The 19,290-nt window shown below is 72.1% G+C and carries 16 protein-coding genes; 11 read left to right on the top strand and 5 right to left on the bottom strand.

The genetic code is table 11. The features are described from left to right. Positions 1-159: 159 nt before the first annotated feature. The 6 genes from uraD to ACFYW1_RS00960 all read left to right on the top strand — a co-directional run bounded on the left by uraD (position 160) and on the right by ACFYW1_RS00960 (position 6,683). Positions 160-669, top strand: coding sequence for a 2-oxo-4-hydroxy-4-carboxy-5-ureidoimidazoline decarboxylase (uraD, locus tag ACFYW1_RS00985; protein ID WP_388985338.1), 510 nt, complete (start codon positions 160-162; stop codon positions 667-669). Positions 670-738: 69 nt separating this feature from the next. Next, positions 739-1,131 (top strand): hydroxyisourate hydrolase, encoded by a 393-nt coding sequence (gene uraH / locus ACFYW1_RS00980; RefSeq protein WP_388985336.1) that lies wholly within the window; start codon positions 739-741, stop codon positions 1,129-1,131. Between the two features lie 7 nt (positions 1,132-1,138). Continuing rightward, the gene (gene pucL / locus ACFYW1_RS00975) at positions 1,139-2,086 is read left to right on the top strand and encodes a factor-independent urate hydroxylase (RefSeq protein ID WP_388985334.1); all 948 of its coding nucleotides are present in this window, start codon (positions 1,139-1,141) and stop codon (positions 2,084-2,086) included. A 71-nt stretch (positions 2,087-2,157) separates the two neighbouring features. Beyond that, complete coding sequence (locus tag ACFYW1_RS00970) at positions 2,158-3,555, top strand: nucleobase:cation symporter-2 family protein (protein ID WP_388985332.1); 1,398 nt, start codon at positions 2,158-2,160, stop codon at positions 3,553-3,555. Between the two features lie 45 nt (positions 3,556-3,600). Continuing rightward, the gene (locus ACFYW1_RS00965) at positions 3,601-4,998 is read left to right on the top strand and encodes an 8-oxoguanine deaminase (protein ID WP_388985331.1); all 1,398 of its coding nucleotides are present in this window, start codon (positions 3,601-3,603) and stop codon (positions 4,996-4,998) included. 242 nt (positions 4,999-5,240) lie between these two features. Next, entirely contained in the window at positions 5,241-6,683 is a 1,443-nt protein-coding gene (locus ACFYW1_RS00960; RefSeq protein WP_388985329.1) for a nucleobase:cation symporter-2 family protein, read from the top strand. Between the two features lie 88 nt (positions 6,684-6,771). On the opposite strand, the gene ACFYW1_RS00955 is transcribed toward ACFYW1_RS00960, so the two are convergent. Both ACFYW1_RS00955 and ACFYW1_RS00950 read right to left on the bottom strand, forming a co-directional pair. Next, positions 6,772-7,659 (bottom strand): chitosanase, encoded by an 888-nt coding sequence (locus ACFYW1_RS00955; protein WP_388985327.1) that lies wholly within the window; start codon positions 7,657-7,659, stop codon positions 6,772-6,774. 219 nt (positions 7,660-7,878) lie between these two features. Continuing rightward, complete coding sequence (locus ACFYW1_RS00950) at positions 7,879-8,187, bottom strand: SH3 domain-containing protein (RefSeq protein WP_388985326.1); 309 nt, start codon at positions 8,185-8,187, stop codon at positions 7,879-7,881. A 359-nt stretch (positions 8,188-8,546) separates the two neighbouring features. Between ACFYW1_RS00950 and ACFYW1_RS00945 the strand changes: the two genes are divergently transcribed. Both ACFYW1_RS00945 and ACFYW1_RS00940 read left to right on the top strand, forming a co-directional pair. Next, on the top strand, positions 8,547-9,326 hold the full coding sequence (locus ACFYW1_RS00945; protein ID WP_388985324.1) for a hypothetical protein: 780 nt from the start codon (positions 8,547-8,549) through the stop codon (positions 9,324-9,326). Between the two features lie 263 nt (positions 9,327-9,589). After that, positions 9,590-11,743 (top strand): hypothetical protein, encoded by a 2,154-nt coding sequence (locus tag ACFYW1_RS00940; protein WP_388985322.1) that lies wholly within the window; start codon positions 9,590-9,592, stop codon positions 11,741-11,743. Positions 11,744-11,828: 85 nt separating this feature from the next. Here ACFYW1_RS00940 and ACFYW1_RS00935 read toward each other — a convergent pair whose 3' ends face one another. Together ACFYW1_RS00935 and ACFYW1_RS00930 are read right to left on the bottom strand one after the other, a co-directional pair. Further along, complete coding sequence (locus ACFYW1_RS00935; RefSeq protein WP_388985321.1) at positions 11,829-12,431, bottom strand: TIGR03086 family metal-binding protein; 603 nt, start codon at positions 12,429-12,431, stop codon at positions 11,829-11,831. Between the two features lie 36 nt (positions 12,432-12,467). Further along, positions 12,468-13,529, bottom strand: a complete 1,062-nt coding sequence (locus tag ACFYW1_RS00930; protein WP_388985319.1) for an amidohydrolase family protein — start codon at positions 13,527-13,529, stop codon at positions 12,468-12,470. Positions 13,530-13,687: 158 nt separating this feature from the next. Here ACFYW1_RS00930 and ACFYW1_RS00925 point away from each other — a divergent pair, with 158 nt between their 5' ends. After that, on the top strand, positions 13,688-14,677 hold the full coding sequence (locus ACFYW1_RS00925) for a fibronectin type III domain-containing protein (protein ID WP_388985897.1): 990 nt from the start codon (positions 13,688-13,690) through the stop codon (positions 14,675-14,677). 200 nt (positions 14,678-14,877) lie between these two features. After that, positions 14,878-17,166: a glycosyl hydrolase family 18 protein gene (locus ACFYW1_RS00920; protein ID WP_388985317.1), complete on the top strand. Its 2,289-nt coding sequence runs from the start codon at positions 14,878-14,880 to the stop codon at positions 17,164-17,166. A 70-nt stretch (positions 17,167-17,236) separates the two neighbouring features. On the opposite strand, the gene ACFYW1_RS00915 is transcribed toward ACFYW1_RS00920, so the two are convergent. Beyond that, positions 17,237-17,866: a TetR/AcrR family transcriptional regulator gene (locus ACFYW1_RS00915; protein ID WP_388985315.1), complete on the bottom strand. Its 630-nt coding sequence runs from the start codon at positions 17,864-17,866 to the stop codon at positions 17,237-17,239. Between the two features lie 82 nt (positions 17,867-17,948). Here ACFYW1_RS00915 and ACFYW1_RS00910 point away from each other — a divergent pair, with 82 nt between their 5' ends. Beyond that, positions 17,949-19,244, top strand: a complete 1,296-nt coding sequence (locus ACFYW1_RS00910) for an extracellular solute-binding protein (protein WP_388985313.1) — start codon at positions 17,949-17,951, stop codon at positions 19,242-19,244. Positions 19,245-19,290 lie beyond the last annotated feature (46 nt).

Raw genomic sequence — 19,290 nt, 5'->3', positions numbered from 1 at the left:
ATCGTGCGGGGCCGTCGTCCGGAGGAACGGGCGGCGGCCTTTTGCGTTCGCGTAATTTCAACAAAGTGTTGACGTGGTGTTGCGGAGGGCGTTAGCTATCCGCAGCCCGACCGACGCGGCGCGAAGAAACGCACAGCGAAAACAGCCACGGAGGCTCCCGTGACTTCGAGCTCCACGCCGGGCCCCGCCCGGTTCAACACTCTGGCGGACGACGAGGCCATCGCCACCTTGCACGAGGTGTGCGCCAGTACGGCATGGGGAAGAGCGATCCTCTCCCGACGCCCGTACGCCACCCTGCAGGACCTGCTCTCCGCCAGCGACGCCGCCATGGCCGTGCTGGCCCCGGAGGACCTGGCCGAAGCGATGGCCGGACATCCGCCGATAGGCCGCCCGAAGCCCGGGGACCCGACCTCCTCCCGCGAACAGCGGGGGATGGCCGGAGCCTCCGAGGAACTCAAGGCCGAGATGCTCGAACTGAACCTGGCCTACCAGGAGCGGTTCGGACACGTCTTCCTGATCTGCGCCACCGGGGCCACCGGGGAGCAGATGCGCGACGCGGTGAAGTCCCGGATCGGGAACTCGCCCGAGCAGGAGCGCGAACAGGTGCGCACCGAACTGGGCAAGATCAACCGCATCCGCCTCACCCGTCTCGTCACGGAAGACACGTAACACGGGACGCGTCCCGGAAACACCCCGGACACGTACCGCAGAACGCGCATCAGAAGGAGAGTGAAGGTCTTGAGCACCTCCGCCACCGCATCGGTGTCCACCCACATCCTGGACACCAGCATCGGCCGCCCCGCCGCAGCCGTCGCCGTCACGCTCGCCGCCCGCAGCGGTGCCGACGCGCCGTGGACGGCGCTCGGCGGCTCCGCGACCGACGCGGACGGACGCTGCAAGGACCTGCCGGCACTGCCGGAGGGCACCACCCACGTACGGCTCGAATTCGAGACCGGGACGTACTTCGCCAGCAAGAAGCAAGCCGAGGCGCAGCAGGACGCCCCCCGCGTAAGGGACAGCGGTGTGTTCTTCCCGGAGGTGGCGATCACCTTCGCCGTCACTCCGGGCGAGCACTATCACGTACCGCTGCTGCTCAACCCGTTCGGCTACTCCGTTTACCGAGGGAGCTAGCACCGACATGACAGTCAATCCCCACCAGCCCCGCCCTGTGGTCCTCGGACAGAACCAGTACGGCAAGGCCGAGAACCGCGTCGTCAGGATCACGCGGGACGGCGACACCCACCACATCAAGGACCTGAACGTCTCCGTCGCGCTCTCCGGCGACATGGAGGACGTCCACTACTCCGGCTCCAACGCCCACGTCCTGCCGACCGACACCACCAAGAACACGGTGTACGCGTTCGCCAAGGAACACGGCATCGAGTCGGCCGAGCAGTTCGGCATCCACCTCGCCCGCCACTTCGTGACGTCGCAGGAGCCGATCAGGACCGCCCGGATCCGGATCGAGGAGTACGCCTGGGAGCGCATCGCCACCTCCGACGCCAACTCGCAGTTCATCGGCGCCGACGAGGTCAAGCACTCCTTCGTCCGCAAGGGCCAGGAGACGCGCACCACCCAGATCACCTTCGACGGCGAGAAGTGGCAGGTCGTCTCGGGGCTCAAGGACCTCGTGGTGATGAACTCCACGCACTCCGAGTTCTGGGGCTACGTCAAGGACGAGTACACGACGCTCAAGGAGGCGTACGACCGCATCCTCGCGACCGAGGTGTCCGCCAAGTGGCGGTACAACTGGACCAGCGACGACACGCGGATGCCGAACTGGGAGAAGTCCTACGAGCAGGTGCGCAAGCACATGCTCCATGCCTTCGCCGAGACGTACTCCCTCTCCCTCCAGCAGACCCTGTACCAGATGGGCTCGCGCATCATCAACAGCCGCAGCGAGGTCGACGAGATCCGCTTCTCGCTGCCGAACAAGCACCACTTCCTGGTGGACCTGGAACCGTTCGGGCTCAAGAACGACAACGAGGTCTACTTCGCGGCGGACCGCCCGTACGGCCTGATCGAGGCCACCGTGCTGCGGGACGGCATCGAGCCGCAGATCCCGGTCGACATGACCAACCTCTGACGCGGCGCCGAGCCGGTCCCCGTCCCGAGCGCACCGCCGGACGGGGACCGGCCGGACCGGAGGGAACCCTCATGGCACAGCCTGCACACGGACCGGCGGAAGCAGACGGCCCGTGCCCCACCCCACCGGCGACCTCGGTCCATCCGGTGGACGAAAAGCTCCGTCCCGCGCGGCTCGTCCCCGCCGCGCTCCAGCACATCGCCGCCATGTACGCGGGCGTCGTCACCCCTCCGCTCATCATCGGCCAGGCCGTCGGCCTCGACCCGGCGGGCATGACCCGGCTGATCGCGGCCGGTCTCCTGATCGCCGGCTGTGCCACCCTCCTGCAGACCCTCGGCATCGGCGGCCTCGCCGGGAACCGGCTGCCGTTCGTCAACGCGGCCTCCTCCGCGGGCATCGCCCCGATGCTCGCCATCGCCGAGACCACCGCGCCCGGCCGCCAACTCCCCGCGATCTACGGGGCGGTGATCGTCGCCGGGATCTTCTGCCTGGCCGTCGGACCGTTCTTCGGCCGGCTGCTGCGCTTCTTCCCGCCCCTGGTCACCGGCGTGGTCATCACCCTGATCGGCGTCACCCTGATGCCCGTACCGGTCTCCTGGGCCCAGGGCGGCGACAAGGAGGCCGCCGACTTCGGCGACATGAAGTACCTCGCGATGGCCGCCTTCACCCTCGTCGTCATCCTGCTCATCCAGCGGTTCGGACGCGGCTTCCTCAAGCAGATCGCCCTGCTGATGGGGCTGCTGGTCGGCACACTGGCCGCGATCCCGTTCGGACTCGCCGACTTCAGCGCGCTGAGGTCCGCGCCGGTCGCCGCGCTGCCCGCCCCCTTCGCCTTCGGCGCCCCCGAGTTCCACCCCGCCGCGATCCTCTCGCTCTGCATCGTCATGCTCGTCCTGATGACCGAGTCCAGCGCCGGAATGCTGGCCCTCGGCGAGATCTGCGACCGGCCCACCGACGGCCGGACCATCACCCGCGGACTGCGCACCGACGGCATCGCCACCGTGCTCGGCCCGGTCTTCGGCGGCTTCCCGACGAGCGCCTTCGCCCAGAACGTCGGCGTGGTCTCCCTGACGAAGGTGCGCAGCCGCTACGTCGTCGCGGCCGCGGGCGGCACCCTGCTGGTCCTGGGCGCCTTCCCGGTGCTCGGCGCGGTCGTCTCCCTCGTCCCGATGCCCGTGCTCGGCGGCGCCGGAGTCGTCCTGTTCGGCTCGATCGCGGTGAGCGGCATCCGCACCCTCGCGGAGGCCGGACTCGACGACAGCTCCAACATCATCCTGGTCGCCGTGGCCCTCGGCGCGGGCATCATCCCGCTCGCCGCGCCCGGCTTCTACGCGGGATTCCCCTCCTGGGCACAGACCGTCCTGGGCTCCGGAATCAGCGCCGGAGCGCTCGTCGCGGTCCTGCTCAACCTGTTCTTCCACCATCTCGGCACCCACGGCCGCCCGGCCGTGGCACTCAAATCCTCCTAGGGTCCTGCCGTGCCCGCACCCCCGGAAAGAGAAGGAAGCAGCGCCATGGCAGCAACGCCGACCCCCGAGCACGTGGAACGCGTCGTCATCGAGAACTGTTCGATCGCGACCGTCGACGCCGACGACACCGAGTACGCCTCGGGCCACATCGTCGTCGCCGGCAACCGCATCGAATCCGTCGGCGCCGGCCGGGCACCCGAGGGCCTGGAGAACGTCGTGCGCCGCGTCGACGGCACCGGACACCTGGCCACCCCCGGCCTGGTCAACACGCACCACCACTTCTACCAGTGGATCACCCGCGGCCTGGCCACCGACCACAACCTGTTCGACTGGCTGGTCGCGCTGTACCCGACGTGGGCGCGCATCGACGAACCGATGGTCCGCGCCGCCGCGCAGGGCTCGCTCGCCATGATGGCCCGCGGCGGCGTCACCACCGCCATGGACCACCACTACGTCTACCCGCGCGGCTCCGGCGACCTGTCCGGCGCCATCATCGGGGCCGCCCGTGACATGGGCGTACGGTTCACCCTCGCCCGGGGCTCCATGGACCGCAGCGTGAAGGACGGCGGCCTGCCGCCGGACTTCGCCGTCGAGACGCTCGACGGCGCACTGGCCGGCACCGAGGCTACCATCGACGCGCACCACGACCCCTCCTTCGACGCGATGACCCAGGTCGCCGCCGCACCCTGCTCCCCGTTCTCCATCTCCACCGAACTGCTGCGCCAGGGCGCCGAACTGGCCCGGCGCAAGGGGGTGCGCATGCACACCCACGGCTCGGAGACCGTGGAGGAGGAGAAGTTCTGCCACGAGCTGTTCGGGATGGGTCCGACCGACTACTTCGAGTCGACCGGCTGGCTCGGCGACGACGTGTGGATGGCGCACTGCGTCCACATGAACGACTCCGACATCGCCGCGTTCGCCCGTACCGGAACGGGCGTCGCGCACTGCCCCTCGTCCAACGCCCGGCTGGCCGCGGGCATCGCCAGGGTCCCCGACATGCTCGCGGCCGGCGTCCCGGTCGGCCTCGGCGTCGACGGCACCGCCTCCAACGAGGCCGGCGAACTCCACACCGAGCTGCGCAACGCCCTCCTCATCAACCGCCTCGGCGCCCACCGGGAGAAGGCCCTGAACGCCCGGCAGGCCCTGCGCCTGGGAACGTACGGCGGCGCCCAGGTCCTGGGCCGTGCCGAGCAGATCGGCTCCCTGGAGCCGGGCAAGCTCGCCGACCTGGTGCTCTGGAAGCTGGACACCCTCGCCCACGCCTCCATCGCCGACCCGGTGACCGCGCTCGTGTTCGGCGCCGCCGCCCCCGTCACCCTCTCCCTCGTCGACGGCAGGCCCGTCGTCGAGGACAACCACCTGATCACCGCGGACGAGGAAGCCATCGCCCGCGCCACCCGCGACGAGGCCCGCCGCCTCGCGCAGGTCGCCGCCGGGGCCTGACGCCCCGGAACCCCCCGTACCGGCCGGTCGAGGGGGACGGCCCTCGACCGGCCGCCGCGGACCCCGAAGGGGTCCACGGCAAACCGGTGCGGTGGAGCGTGCTCGCGCACGCGCCGCCGCACCGGCGACCCAAGCTGCCCGCACCAGCTGCACGTCACGTTCCACCTGCATCAACGCCCCACTTGCACCACCTCCCTGACACCCACGCCGCCCCAGGCGTGTAACCGACCGGAGGAACCGCCGTGGCAGCTAAGCCCAGGTTTCACAACGACGCAGTCGCAGCACCCGACACCGGCCCCGCCCCCGGGCCGTCCTCGGCGGACCGGAAACATCCGGTCGACGAGACGCTCCCCCCGCTGAAGATGTTCACCAGCGGCCTCCAGCACGTGGCCGCGATGTACGCGGGCGTGGTCGCCCCGCCGATGATCGTGGGGCCCGCCGTCGGCCTCACGGCCAAGGAGACCGCCTTCCTGATGGGGGCGAGCCTGTTCACCGCGGGCATCGCCACCCTGCTCCAGACCCTCGGCTTCTGGCGCATCGGCGCCCGGCTGCCGTTCGTCAACGGCGTCTCGTTCGCCGGGGTCACCCCGATGGTGGCGATCGGGAAGGACCGGGGGCACGACGGCATCGCCGTCATCTTCGGTGCGATCATCGTCGCCAGCCTGCTCGGCTTCCTGCTGGCTCCGTACTTCTGCAAACTGGTCCGCTTCTTCCCGCCCGTCGTCACCGGCACCGTGATCACCCTGATCGGCGTGTCACTGCTGCCGGTCGCCTTCAACTGGTCCCAGGGCGGCAACGCCAAGGCCGCGGACTACGGCTCCACGACCAACATCACCATGGCCGCCGTCACCCTGGTGATCGTCCTGGCGCTGCGGAAACTGCTGCGCGGCTTCCTCCAGCAGATCTCCATCCTGCTGGGCCTGGTCATCGGCACGCTGATCGCGATACCGGTCGGCATCACCGACTTCGGCGCCCTCGGGGACGCCGACCCGATCGGCTTCCCCACCCCGTTCCACTTCGGGGCGCCGCAGTTCGAGATCGCCGCGATCGTCTCCATGAGCATCGTGATGCTGGTCTGCATGACCGAGTCCACCGCCGACATGCTCGCGCTCGGCAAGATCGTCGACCGGCCGGCGGACGAGCGGACCATCGAGGGCGGTCTGCGCGCCGACACGCTCGGCAGTGCCATCAGCCCGCTCTTCAACGGCTTCATGTGCAGCGCCTTCGCCCAGAACATCGGCCTCGTCGCGATGACCAAGGTGCGCAGCCGCTTCGTGGTGGCGGCCGGCGGCGGCATCCTGATCGTCCTCGGGCTGGTCCCGGTCGCCGCCTCGGTCATCGCGCTCGTCCCGCTGCCGGTCCTCGGCGGCGCGGGCATCGTGCTGTTCGGCTCGGTCGCCGCGAGCGGGATACAGACCCTGGCGGCCGCCGCGCTGGAGAAGGGCGAGAACGCGCTGATCGTGGCCGCGGCCGTGGGCGTCGGCCTCATCCCGATCGCCGCACCGGAGTTCTACCACGCGTTCCCCGAGGACCTGCTCGTCGTGCTCGACTCCGGGATCTCGACCGGCTGCGTGGTGGCGATCGTGCTCAACCTGGCCTTCAACCACCTCGGCCGGAAGCCGGACCCGGAGGTGCCCGAGCAGGACGGGGACCGGCCGGTGGCGGCCCCGGCGGGCGCGCACTGACTCCGTACGGACCGGTGGGACGCGATGGTGGGTACGGCGGCACCTCCGGGTGCCGCCGTACCCACCACGGTCATGGGGTCCGGACGCGTCAGCCGATGTGGAAGCTGTCCCCGTACACCTTCCAGTCGAGCGGCGGGTCGAGGTTCAGGTTGCGCTTCTTCAGGAAGACCCGCTGGGCGGTGTCCACCCGGCTGGTGTCCTCGTGGGCCTCCTCCTGCTTCATCGCCCAGACCCGGGCGTCCAGGAAGGCGTTGAGGTACGTGACCTCGTCACCGCCCTGGGACGGCGGCTTCGCCTTCGAGAGGGCGCGCTTGCGGATGGAGCTGAAGCCGGTGCTGTCGCCGCCGTCGCCGTGCATGACGATGGCGTCGTAGTACGCGAACTGGCCGAGCGTGCCGATGCCGTCGGCCTTGCCCTGCTTGACGGCCGGGTTGAAGTACACCCGGTCGCGCTCGTCGTCCTGTGCCTTCCGGAACGCCGAGTCGGACGCGGCCTTCACCCAGTCCTTGGTGAAGTTCGGGTCGAGACCCTCGTGCGAGGGGGTGCCGTCGACCTTCCGCAGCGCGGGGAGGTACTTCGCGAGGACGTTGTCGGGCTTGCGCTCGGTGTACAGCTCGACGAGGTCGAGCATGTCCCCGGTACCGGAGCAGAAACCGATGATGCCCGCGGTGTACCCGCGGTCGTCGTCGATGTCCTCGATGTACTTGTACTGGGCCTTCCAGTCGAGGGAGGAGTTCTCGGCGCTGGAGACCAGTTGCATGGCGATCTCCTTCTTCGCCGGGTCGTCCAGACCGGTCGCCGCGGCGACGGTCGCGGCCGGCCGGACCGCCGCCGAGGACTGCTGTGTCGCCTGGTGCGTGGGGGCACCGGCATGGGCTGCGACGGGGATCGCCGTGAGGGAAAGCCCGAGCGCGACGACCGCGATGCGCACGGGGCGGGCGTTGCGACGTGCGGCGCGCTTATGGGGAGCGTGCACCAGAGTCCTCCAAAGGGAGTTCTTCGTTCCGTCGGTCTGTTAGGAAGCTTTCCTATCAGGAGGGAGTGAGGGTCGTACACCCCCTCGGCAGGGGGAAGTTGAGAACTTCCCCGGAACGCGGAACGGCCCCGCACCGCGCGAAGGGCGCGATACGGGGCCGGGGCGAGCCGGAATCCGGGCCTGGTACGGGGCTGGGGCACGGACCGGGGCGCGCCGGTCTCAGCAGTCGAGGTAACCGGCGTGGATCCAGACGCCGGTGGTGCCGCCCCACAGGTCACCCATGACCCAGCTGCCTTCCTGGCCGCGGGCGTTGAGCTTCTGACCCCGGTTCACCTGACCCAGGACCGGGTAGCTGGAGCCGGGCCCGCCGCGGAAGTTCACCCCGTTGTCGTTGACGGTGCAGACCACTGCGGCGGCCTTCGCGGCCTGCGCCGTGACGGGGCCCTGCACGGCCTGGGCGGCGGGGCTCAGGGCGAACCCGAGACCGGCCGCCAGGACCGTCGCGGCCAGCATCATCTTCTTCACCATGCGGTTCTCTCCTCCGTGTTCCGGCTCGCGTCCGCGCGAGCCGTCCGTCGACCCCAACGCGGCCGCGGACCGTCCGGTCACGGGCCGGATGCTCCGTTCGGGCAGCAGTGAAAGTGCAGTTCACACGATGTGCGCACCGGCGTGCGCGGGGGGCGGGCGGACGCTTCTGGCGCCCGTCGGCCGGGGGTTTGGACGCGGGGACCCGGGCCCCGGCGATGCCGTGGTGATCAAACCGTTGCCGCACCGCGTACAACCACCTCCGGCCCTCTCCTGTCCCACAGTCAGCCGCGGGGACGAACCTCCGGCCGGGACGCCTGCGCGTCCGGACCAAGGTCGTAGAGGAAAGGGCGAGCACGAGGATGGCGAGAACGATGTGGAAAGCGGTGGTGGCCGGTGGTGCGGCGGCGGTGTTCAGCGGGACGGCGGCGGTGCCGGCCGGGGCGGCGGAGGGCGGGGTCTCCTTCAGCCGGGTCTCGGTGAACGGCGGGAAGCCGATCGTGATCGGGGTCAAGGAGGAGGTCGAGGTGCACGCGACCTTCCGGATGACGACCACACTCAGACACGACCCCGGGCCGACGGTGTTCCCCTACCGGGGGAAGCCCGACACCGGGGACACCCTGCACAGCGCCGTCATCACCAGCGACTGCAAGGTCGTGGACCGGGCGAAGGGGATCTGCGACTTCGAGGAGTGGCTGTACATCGACCCGCGGAACCTCGACTTCGGGAACGAGGACGCCGGCACCTGGCGGACCGCTGCTCGGGTCTTTCTCGCCGGTGACGCCCACGACACCGACGACAAGGACCTTCCGTTGCAGGTCAAGCGGGCCACCCGCGTCACGGTCAACGCCTCGCCGGAGCCGGTTGCCAAAGGGCGGACGATCACCGTGACCGGGCGGGTCACCCGCGCGAACTGGGACACCCACACGTACCAGGGCTACGCGGGCCGCACGGTCAGCCTGCAGTTCAAGGCGGCGGGCGCCTCCTCGTACACGACGGTCAAGAAGGCGACGTCGAGCGGAACCGGGGCGCTCAGAACCACGGTGAAGGCCACCGGGCCGGGAACATGGCGGTGGACGTACTACGGGAACTCCACCTCCGGGGCGAAGTCGTCGACCGGGGATTACGTCGCCGTGCGATAGGCGACCTGCGCGGACCGCTTCCCCTTCCGCGAGCGCCATCGTCCGGACCGGGGTGCCTCGTCCCCCGTCGGACACGTCCCGGTCCACGGCGTCCGCCGCGGCCTCCCGGTGCCATGCCGGTACTGCCTTCCCCGCCGAAGGCAGTACCGGCCGGCCGGACCGGTGAAAGGACGACTCGGCAGGGCACCGGTCGGTGTCCCGGTCACGACCACCGGAACCCGGCACCGGCATCGATGTCGGTGCCGGGTGCCATGATCCGTCGCATGGACCTCGAACAGTTCTTCGCCGACGTCGACGCGCAGCCCTGGGCGGAGTTGCAGCACGCCTACGGAGCCGCCGCCGACGTTCCCGGGCACCTGCGGGCGCTCGCGGGCGACGACGAGGAGGCCGCGGGCGAGGCGGTCTCCGAGCTGTACTCCGCGATCCTGCACCAGGGTTCGGTCTACGGGGCGACGGCCCACGCCGTCCCGTACCTCGCGCGGCTCGCCGGGGCCGGGTACCGCACGGAGGACCTGCTGGTGCTCCTCGGCGGGGTGGCGGAGGGCGGCGCGGACGACGGGGACACGGACGAGGCCGCCTGCCGGGCGGCCGTCGTGGACCAGTTGCCGCTGATCCTGTCGTCGGCCGACGCCGAGGAGCCGGGGCTCCGGTGCGCCGCGGTGTGGGCCGCCGCGATGACCGGTGCGGCCGATCGGGTGCTGCCGGTGCTCCGGCGGCGCCGGGAGACGGAGGAGCACCCGAGGGTGCGGGCCGAGCTGATCGGGGCCATGGCGCGTCTGGACCCGTCGGGCACCGCCGCGGGGGCGGGCGCGGTCATCGACGGGCCGGAGCCGGACGAGGTGCGCATCGCGGCCCTGCTGGCCTGCGTGGACGGCGGCCTGCCCTGGGGACCCGAGCACCACGGGGCGATGCTGTCCCTGCTGCCCGCGGACGGACTGGTCGTGGACCACCTCGACCAGGAGCGGAACGAGCCCCTGCAGTACGTCGTCGAGGCACTGCTGCTCCGCGACACCGACGCGGACCGGGACGCGGCGTACGCGCTGCTGGCCGCCGCCCTGCGCAGCCCGGTTCCCGAGGCGCGCACGGAGGCGCTGTGGGCGGCCGAGCAGGCATGTCTGCTGTCGCGCAGCGCCCCGCAGCGGCTCGCGGACGCCGTGCCGGCGCTGGCCGCCGATCCGGACGCCCTGCCCGCGGCGTACTCGCTGCTCCAGAAGCTGGGCCCGCACGCCGCCGCGGCCGCCCCGGAGCTGGCCCGGATCGCCGGGGGCGAGGGCGATCCGGCGGACTGTGCCCTGGAGACGCTCGTCCTCGTGGCCCCCGGCCTGGCGGCGCCGCTCCTCGCCCGTGACCTGGGACGGCGCCCGCGAGCGCTCCGCGCGGCGGGCGGCTCCCTGTTCGGGGTGGTGGTCGGCATCCGGCGCCTGCCGTGCGACGAGGCGCTGCTGGCCGCGGTCCGTGCCCGGCTGGTCGCCGAGGACGTCGGGGGCGACGAGCCCGTCCACCTGCTGTCCCTGCTCGGTTCCTGGGGGAGCGGGGCGGCGGCCGCCCTGCCCGAGCTGCGGTCCCTGCTGCCGCGTTTCCCGGTGGCCGTGCCGAGGACGCTGGTCGCGGTCTGCCCGCCGGAACACCGTACGCGGACGGCCCGGCTGCTGACCGCCGCCGCCGCTTCCGGGCCGGAGAACGGCCGGCTCGCCGCCGCGAAGGCGGTGCGCGAACTGACGGGGGAGACCGGGCCGCTGAAGGAAGCCGTCGCCGCATGCCTCGCCGACGGCGACGACGTGCAGGAGGCCGCGGAACTCGCCGCCGGGCTGGGCGCGGAGGCGTCGGAGCTGGTACCGGCCCTGCGGGCCGCGCTCGGCGACCCCGGCAGCGACCGCGTCACCCCGCAGATGGACCGCGACATCGCGGTCGCGTCGGCCCTGTGGCGGATCACGGGCGACGCCGCGGAGGCGGTGCCGGTGCTGGCCGGTGTGCTGGCGGAGACCGGGAACATATGGATGCGCTGGACGTTCCGCCGGGCCGCGCGGGCGGCCGCGGCGATGGGCGGGGCGGCCCTGCCGCTGGTGCCCGCGCTGGAGGGGCTGCTGACCGACCGGGCACACGTTCCGGCGGCGGTGCTCGCCCTGCGCGCGATCGCCCCCGAAACCCTCGACGGACCGCGCACGGCCGGTCTGCTCCTGGACTCGGCGGAGGCGGACGAGGACCCGGAACTCGCGCTGGAGGCCCTGGTCCTCCTCGGCCCCGCCGCCCTCACCGAGGACCACCGGCGCAGGCTGACGGCCCTGGCCGAACAGGACCTCCGGGTACGGGCCTCGGGCGTGGAGCCGGCGATATGCCCGGCTGACGAACAGCTGCGGGAACAGGCCCGCGAGGCGGCGCGCAGCCTGGGCCGACCCGCTGACCCGCCAACCCGCTGACTGGCGCGCCGTCGCCGTCACCGGCCCGCGACCGGGCCGGACCACGCCCCGGGCCGGGGCACGGCTCCGCCCGGGGCGGCGTGGTTCAGGCGCCCGGCCGCCAGTCCGGGCGACGGCCGCTCATGGCGACGGTCTGCTCGAGCAGGGACGCGTCGGCCGGCACCGGAACCGGGGGACCGAAGATGGCCGGGCGGGGAGCGTCGTCGTCAGGGGTCAGCAGGGCCAGCGAGACGCGCAGGCTCGCCTCGTCCGGCTCGTACTCCTGACCGGTCGCACGGGCCAGGTCCCAGCCGTGGATCACCAGCTCGTCCAGCGCGATCACCACCGCCACCTCGGCCGGCAGATCCACCCCGCCCGCCCTGGTCATCCCCTGCCGGGCGGCGGGGGCGCGCCAGGCCGCCACCAGCTCGTCCAGCAGCGGCGGCAGCGTCTCGCGCCAGTCGTCGGGGAGCACCGGCAGGCTGTCGGTCGGTGGAGTGTCGGTCGTCGGCCCGAGGTCCTTGCGCGCCGCGTCGCGAAAGGCCGTGCTCAGCCCGACCACATGGCCGAGCAGCTCGCGCACCGTGTAGTCGGGGCAGGGCGTCGGACCGGTCAGATGCTGTTCGTCGACGCCGTCGAGCAGGGCGGCGAGTCGGCGCGCGGCGGGCTCCAGGTCGATCGTGGGGATCGTCTCGGTATGCGTGTCCATACAGTGCAGACCTCTCCCGCGCCCCGAACTCATCGCTCATCGCACGACGCGTCCACGGAGCACGATCCGGCTCGGGTGGTTCAGCACGGCAGGGTCCTCGGTCGGGTCGGTGGCGTATGCGACGAGGTCGGCGGGCGCGCCGTCCACGAGGCCCGGCAGTCCGAGCCAGGCCCGTGCCGTCCAGGACGCGGCACCGAGTGCCGCGTGGGCCGGCAGACCGGCCCGTACCAGCCATTCCATCTCGCCCGCGACGGTCCCGCAAGGGAAGGAGTCCGTCCCCGCCAGCACCGTCACACCGGCCTCGTGGGCCGCGCGCACATTGTCGAGCATGGTGTCCCACCCGGCCAGCCACAGATCGCGGCGCACGCTCGGCTCCCGGGCCCGCATCCGGTCCGCTCCGGCGGCGAAGACGCTCAGCGTCGGCACGAACGCCGTGCCCCGTGCGGCCATCCGGTCCAGCAGCGCCGGATCGAGGTGCATGCCGTGCTCCAGGCTGTCGGCGCCCGCCAGTACGGCGTTGCGGGTGCCCTCGGCGGTCTGGCAGTGCACCGCCACCTTGCCGCCGGCCGCGTGCACCGCCTCCACCACCGAGGTCAACAGCGCCAGCGGTACGGCGGGTTCGTCGGCGGCCCAGTCCCCGACGACCTTGCACCACCCGGACGAGGCGGTCGCCTCCTCCACGGCCGCCCGCACCAACTCCGCCTCGCTCACGTCGCGTCCGAAGCCGGGGATGAACCGGCCGGGCGTGGCCAGCCACCGCCCCGCCGAGGTCACGCGCGGCAGCTCCGGGTCGTCCGTCACCCAGCCGGGCATCCGCCGCGCCGTGCCCGGGGTGCGCACCGCGAGCACCCCGGAGTCCCGGTGCTCCACCAACTGCCGCCGCAGCAGCCCCTCGTCGAAGGGCACGCCGGGGTCCGTCGTGCCGGGGTGCGTGTGCACGTCGACGAGGCCGGGCAGCAGCCAGCCGCCGTCCACGACCATCTCCACGTCCCGGCCCGAGAGGCCGCCCGGCGGGCCGCCCGCGCGGAGCACCTCGCCGTCGATCAGGAAGACGCGCTCCTCGCGCTCCGGCAGCACGATCCCTCGTATGCACAGCATCGGACGACCGTACGACACGAGGGCGCTCCGCCGGTGGAGCGTCACCGTCCCGCCCCGCGGGACGCACGGTCACACCGGCACATTGCGGAACGTTCCGATCCGTCCTCTTGTCGACGACCCCCACGCCGTGCGATACAGGTCTGGACCATTGCCCCCGGCTGGAAGGCGCAACCGTGCAACGCCCCCACGCAACCGCCGCGTTGGCCTGCTCCGTCGTCCTGCTCGCCGCACTGACCGCCTGCGAATCCGCCCCCGGCGCCGACACCGAGCGGCCGACGGTGCCGGGTCATGTGACGGCGCAGGCCGGCAGTGCCACCTCCGTGCACGTCATGTGGGAGCGGTCCTCCGACAACAGGGCGGTCGTCGGCTACGAGGTCTACCGGGAGGGGAAGCGGGTGAAGTCGGTCCCGGCGGCCAAGCTGATGATCGACGTCGACGGGCTGACCGCGTCGACCGCCCACGCCTTCACCGTCCGGGCCCGCGACGCCGCCGGGAACCTCTCCGCGCCCGGTGCCGCCGCGCGCGTCACCACGCCCGCCGCCACCCGCGCCGACCGGGAGGCGCCGACCCGCCCGGTGAAGCTGCGCGGCACGGTGGACGGCAGCCGGGCGGTGAACCTCTCCTGGGGCGGCTCGACGGACGATGTCGGCGTCACCTCGTACGACATCTACCAGGAGGACTCCCGGATCCACAGCGTGCCCGGCGACCGGACCACCGCGCACCTGACCGGACTGCGCCCCGGCACCGTCTACACCTTCACCGTCCGGGCCCGCGACGCCGCCGACACCTCCTCGCCGGACAGCAACGCCGTCGACCTCACGACCGAGTCCGCCCCGGGCGCCCCGGCCGCCACCGCCCCCACCGACCTGCGGGTCGACAACCGCGTCCAGGGCGGGGAGTACGCCATCGACCTGGACTGGGAGCAGCCGGAGACCGGCGGGGAGATTCCCGCGTACCAGCTGTTCATGAACGGCCGGCTGACCACCACGATCGTGTGGGGCGGGGCCCCGCCCGAGGGGCGGGCGAAGTACCGGCTCACCGTGAGCGACCCGCGCGGCACCCGCTACTCGCTGAAGATCCGCGCGAAGCTGCCCGACGGGAAGTGGGGTGACTTCTCCGCCCAGCGCACGGTCGTCCTCGGCGAGTGAGGCAAGGGAGGGGAGTGGGGCGGCCGGGTCGGGCGGGGTGACCGCGACCGCCTGGGCGGGCGGAGGCTTTACCCGTGATTGGTCTGTACCTATTGACGAGTTGGTCCAGACCTTTTAGTTTCCCCTGTGCTCCATGGCACCAAGGAATCCGGCTCCCCCTCAGGACCGCCTCACCGGTCCCTGCCTCATGGGAGAACACCATGTTCGAGCACATGACCCTCGGACGGAGGACGGCGACCGCGCTCGTCGCCGTCCTCGGGCTGCTCCTCGCGCTGCTCTCGCTCCAGGCCGCCCCCGCGCACGCGGCGGGCAAGCTGACGGCGACTTTCACCTCGGCCGACAACGGCTCCTGGTGGAAGGGCACCTACGTCCTGCACAACGACACCGACACCGCCGTGACCGGCTGGGAACTCGAATTCGACCTGCCCGCCGGGGTCACGATCGACACCTCCTACAACGGCACCGTCACCACCCGGGGCAGCCACGTCACCGCGGCCAACGCCCACTACAACGGCACGATCGCCGCACACGGCACCAGCGAGCCGTACAGCTTCTGGTTCGTCGCCAAGGGGCCCGTCACCGCGCCCACCGGCTGCCGGGTCAACGGCGACAAGTGCGACGGCTCCGCCGACGTGCCGCCGGGCGCGCCCGGCGGGCTGAAGCGGACCGACGTCACCGCCCGCACCGCGTCCCTGTCCTGGACGGCGGCCGCGGCGGGCGACTTCCCCGTGGCCTCGTACGACGTCCTGGCCGGCGGCGAGGTGGTGGGGTCCGCCACCGCGACCACCTCCACCACGGTCACCGGACTGACCCCGGCCACCGCCTACTCGTTCACCGTCCGCGCCAAGGACACCCGCGGCAACACCTCGGCCGAGAGCGCGCCGCTGACCGTCACCACCGTCGACCCGGCCACCGACACATCCCCGCCCACCGCACCCGGATCGCTGCGCTCCACGGCCGCCGACTCCTCGTCCGTCACCCTGGCCTGGAACGCGGCCACGGACGACCAGCGGGTCGCCGCGTACGACGTCTACCGGGGCGGCCGGCTCGCCACCACGGTCTCCGGCACGACGACCACCGCCACCATCGGCGGACTCTCGCCCGCGACCCCGTACACCTTCACCGTCAAGGCCCGCGACGCCGCCGACAACGAGTCCCCGGCGAGCGCCGCGCTCACGGTGAAGACCGACGACATCGTCGGCGCGGGCGACTACGCCAAGGTCGGCTACTTCGTCCAGTGGGGCATCTACGGCCGCCAGTACTTCGTCAAGAACCTCCAGGACTCCGGGGCCGCGGGCAAGCTCGACATCATCAACTACGCCTTCGCCAACATCGACCCCAACAACCTCACCTGCCTGAACGGCGTCACGAAGGGCACCACCGCCGACCCCCAGGACCCCGAACAGGGCACCGGTGCCGGGGACGCCGACGCCGACTACGCCCGCCCGTTCGCCGCGGCCCAGTCCGTCGACGGCGTCGCGGACGACGGCTGGGCCAAACTGCGCGGGAACTTCAACCAGTTGAAGAAGCTGAAGAAGCTCAATCCGAATCTGAAGATCGTGGTCTCGCTCGGCGGCTGGACGTACTCGAAGTACTTCTCCGACGTGGCGGCCACCGACGCCGCCCGCAAGAAGTTCGTCTCCTCCTGCGTCGACATGTACATCAAGGGCAACCTGCCCGAATACAACGGCGCGGGCGGCCCGGGGGTCGCCGCGGGCATCTTCGACGGCTTCGACATCGACTGGGAGTGGCCGGGCACCGGCACCGGGCACCCCGGCAACCACTACTCGCCCGACGACAAGGACAACCTGACCCTGCTCCTCGCCGAGTTCCGCAGGCAGCTGGACGCCCTAGGCGGCGAGCACCGGCTCCTCACCGCCTTCACCCCCGCCGACCCGCAGAAGATCGGCGACGGCTGGGACCTGGCCAAGGTCTTCGACTCGCTCGACGTGGCCAACGTCCAGGGCTACGACTTCCACGGCTCGGGCAGCGACAACTCCTGGGAACCCGACCGCACCGGCCATCAGGCCAACCTCTACCCGGACGACCAGGACCCCTACGCGACCCGCTTCAGCGCCGACACCGCCATCAAGGCGTACACCGACGCGGGCGTCGAACCCCGCAAGCTGACCCTCGGCATACCGTTCTACGGCCGGGGCTGGCAGAACGTCACCGACGGCGGGGCCGCGGGGGAGTGGCAGGGCGCGGGCGGCGCCGCCCCCGGGCAGTTCGCCGAGGAGGCCGGCAACCGCGGCTACTCCAACCTCATCGGCGCATACCCGACGATGACGGTCCACCACGACGAGCAGTCGGTCTCCACGTACGGCTACACCGGCAACCAGTGGTGGTCCTTCGACGACACCTGGTCCCTCGGCAGGAAGACCGCCTACGTGAAGTCCAAGGGGCTGCTGGGGGTGATGATCTGGGAGATGTCGGGTGACACCCCGCAGGGCACCCTGATGAACGCCCTGGACACCGGCCTGAAGTAGCCGGGCGGGGAGCAGGCCGGTCCGCGGGGCTCCGCCGGCCCCCGCGGACCGGCCGTACGGCGACCCGGGATCAGACGCTCCCGAGCGCGCCCTCCGCCGAGGTCAGACAGCGTTCGGCCAGCGCCGCGGGCCCCTCGGGACCCGTCGCGGGGGCGTCGCCGGCCGCCCAGGTCTCCACCGCGGCCCGCACCGCGGCGCCCGCGACCCCGGCCGTCAGCCGGATCTCCAGCGAGTCCGCCCCGTCCGGCAGCCCGGTGCGCGCCGCGAGCACCGCCGCCAGCGTGGCGTCCGCGTCGTGGCACGCGTCGTTCCACACCGACTGGAGGGCCGGGCTGTCCGCCGCCATCCTCAGCAGCGACCGCACCCACTCCAGGGACTCCGAGGCCGTCGTGTCGCCGGGGGCCGGGGCCAGCGTGCGCCCCGCCGCGTGCCGCAACGCGTCCGGCACCGACAGGGTGTCCGGCGCGTCCCGCACCGCCTCCACCCACTGCCGGGCGCCGACGGCGAGCAGCGGGGTGATGGCCTCCTCCTTGGTCGCGAAATAGCGGTAGAAGGTGCGCGGGGCGACGCCCGCGGCACGGGCGATGTCCTCGGCGCGCGTGCTCCGCAGGCCGTGCTCCACGAAGAGCGCCGCCGCCGTACGGGCGATGTCCAGCCGGGTCGCGGCCTTGCGCCGCTCCGTCAACGAGCCACCTTGCATGGGGGCCAGGTTATGCCCTGGAGGCACCGCAGTCGTCAGGCGTCAACTGCCCATGTGGCAGAATCTGCCACGAATGCATGTGGTGAACCAGCAAGAGGTGGCAAGAGCGGTGCGTCGGCGGCAGTTCCTTCTTCAGACGGCCGGCCTCGCCGGCGCCACGGCGGCGTTCGGGCTCACCGGCTGCGAGACGCGCAAGGACGTGAAGCTGAACCTCCTCGTGGCCAGCTACGACAAGAGCGTGGGCGCCTCGATCGGCGACCGGTGGGACGAGGTCGTCTCCGCTTTCGAGAAGCAGCACGACGGCATCGGGATCAACCTGGAGCGGGTCCCCTACGACAAGATCGACCGGACGCTCGCCCGCCGGGTCGAGGAGGGCCGGGCGCCCGACATCGCGCAGTCGAACATCTTCGCGCCCTATGCCGAGGACGGTCTGCTCCACGACATGACCAAGCTGTTCGACATCGTCACCCAGGCCGACTTCATCCGGTCCTTCACCGAGGCGGGCACGGTCGACAGCGCCACCTACGGCATCCCCTTCCTGGCCAGCACGCCCCGGCTCTTCTACAACAAGGAACTCTTCCGGCGGGCGCGCCTGGGCGGCGCCCCCACGTCGTGGGACGAGCTCCGGAAGGCCGCCCGGGCACTGAAGTCGATCGGCGTGAAGACGCCGTACGGGCTCCAGTTCGGCCCCGAGGCGGCCGATGACGAGGCGCTGTCCTGGCTGCTCTCGGCCGGCGGCGGCTACACGGGGGACGCCGCCCAGTACGAGTTCGCGACGCCCGCCAACACCGAGGCCCTGACCTGGCTGCGGGACGAGCTGGTCGGGGAGGGACTGGCCGGGGCCGCCCCCGCGGAGCTCAACCGGACCGACGCGTACGCGCAGTTCCTGCGGGGCGAGACCGGGATGCTGATCGCCCACCCCGTGCTGATGGGCGCGGCCGATCAGGCCAAGGTCCCCTACGCGCACGCCCCGTTCCCCGGGAAGGACGGCGGGGCCGCCGTTCCGCTGGGGCTGAGCGACTGGCTGATGGCGTTCCGGCGGGGCGGCCGCCGCGAGGAGTGCGGCATGTTCCTCTCGTTCCTCTACGGCGGGAAGTCCGCCATGACCTACGGCGGCAGCCAGTCCGCGCTCCCCGTGACGTACTCGGCGTCCGACGCGGCGACCGGAAACCCCTCCGAGCAGCCGCTGTCGGCGTTCGTCGAGCAGCTGTCGGACGCGCAGTTCGCCCCGGTCAACATGCGGTCCTGGCCCGCCGTCAGGGAGGCGATCCGCGCCGATGTGGGCCGGGCGGTGCTGAGGGGCGGCGACCCCGGGGCCGTACTCGCCGCGCTGGACAGGTCGGCCGCCGAGGCCGAGGTGAGGGCGGCGGCCTCCTGAGGCCGGCCCGGGCCCGGCACACGGCTTTGCCCCCGGCACCGCGCGG

The organism is Streptomyces sp. NPDC002669, assembly GCF_042889165.1.
GTDB lineage: Bacteria > Actinomycetota > Actinomycetes > Streptomycetales > Streptomycetaceae > Streptomyces.
This window is presented reverse-complemented; position numbering and strand designations above follow the sequence as displayed.

What these genes read in the sequence shown, in the direction of transcription:
- ACFYW1_RS00915 (WP_388985315.1), bottom strand. Translation starts at nt 17,866, where the DNA reads ATGCAAGGTGGCTCGTTGACGGAGCGGCGCAAGGCCGCGACCCGGCTG.
- pucL (WP_388985334.1), top strand. Translation starts at nt 1,139, where the DNA reads ATGACAGTCAATCCCCACCAGCCCCGCCCTGTGGTCCTCGGACAGAAC.
- ACFYW1_RS00935 (WP_388985321.1), bottom strand. Translation starts at nt 12,431, where the DNA reads ATGGACACGCATACCGAGACGATCCCCACGATCGACCTGGAGCCCGCC.
- ACFYW1_RS00940 (WP_388985322.1), top strand. Translation starts at nt 9,590, where the DNA reads ATGGACCTCGAACAGTTCTTCGCCGACGTCGACGCGCAGCCCTGGGCG.
- ACFYW1_RS00965 (WP_388985331.1), top strand. Translation starts at nt 3,601, where the DNA reads ATGGCAGCAACGCCGACCCCCGAGCACGTGGAACGCGTCGTCATCGAG.
- ACFYW1_RS00920 (WP_388985317.1), top strand. Translation starts at nt 14,878, where the DNA reads ATGTTCGAGCACATGACCCTCGGACGGAGGACGGCGACCGCGCTCGTC.
- ACFYW1_RS00945 (WP_388985324.1), top strand. Translation starts at nt 8,547, where the DNA reads ATGGCGAGAACGATGTGGAAAGCGGTGGTGGCCGGTGGTGCGGCGGCG.
- ACFYW1_RS00970 (WP_388985332.1), top strand. Translation starts at nt 2,158, where the DNA reads ATGGCACAGCCTGCACACGGACCGGCGGAAGCAGACGGCCCGTGCCCC.
- ACFYW1_RS00930 (WP_388985319.1), bottom strand. Translation starts at nt 13,529, where the DNA reads ATGCTGTGCATACGAGGGATCGTGCTGCCGGAGCGCGAGGAGCGCGTC.
- ACFYW1_RS00950 (WP_388985326.1), bottom strand. Translation starts at nt 8,187, where the DNA reads ATGGTGAAGAAGATGATGCTGGCCGCGACGGTCCTGGCGGCCGGTCTC.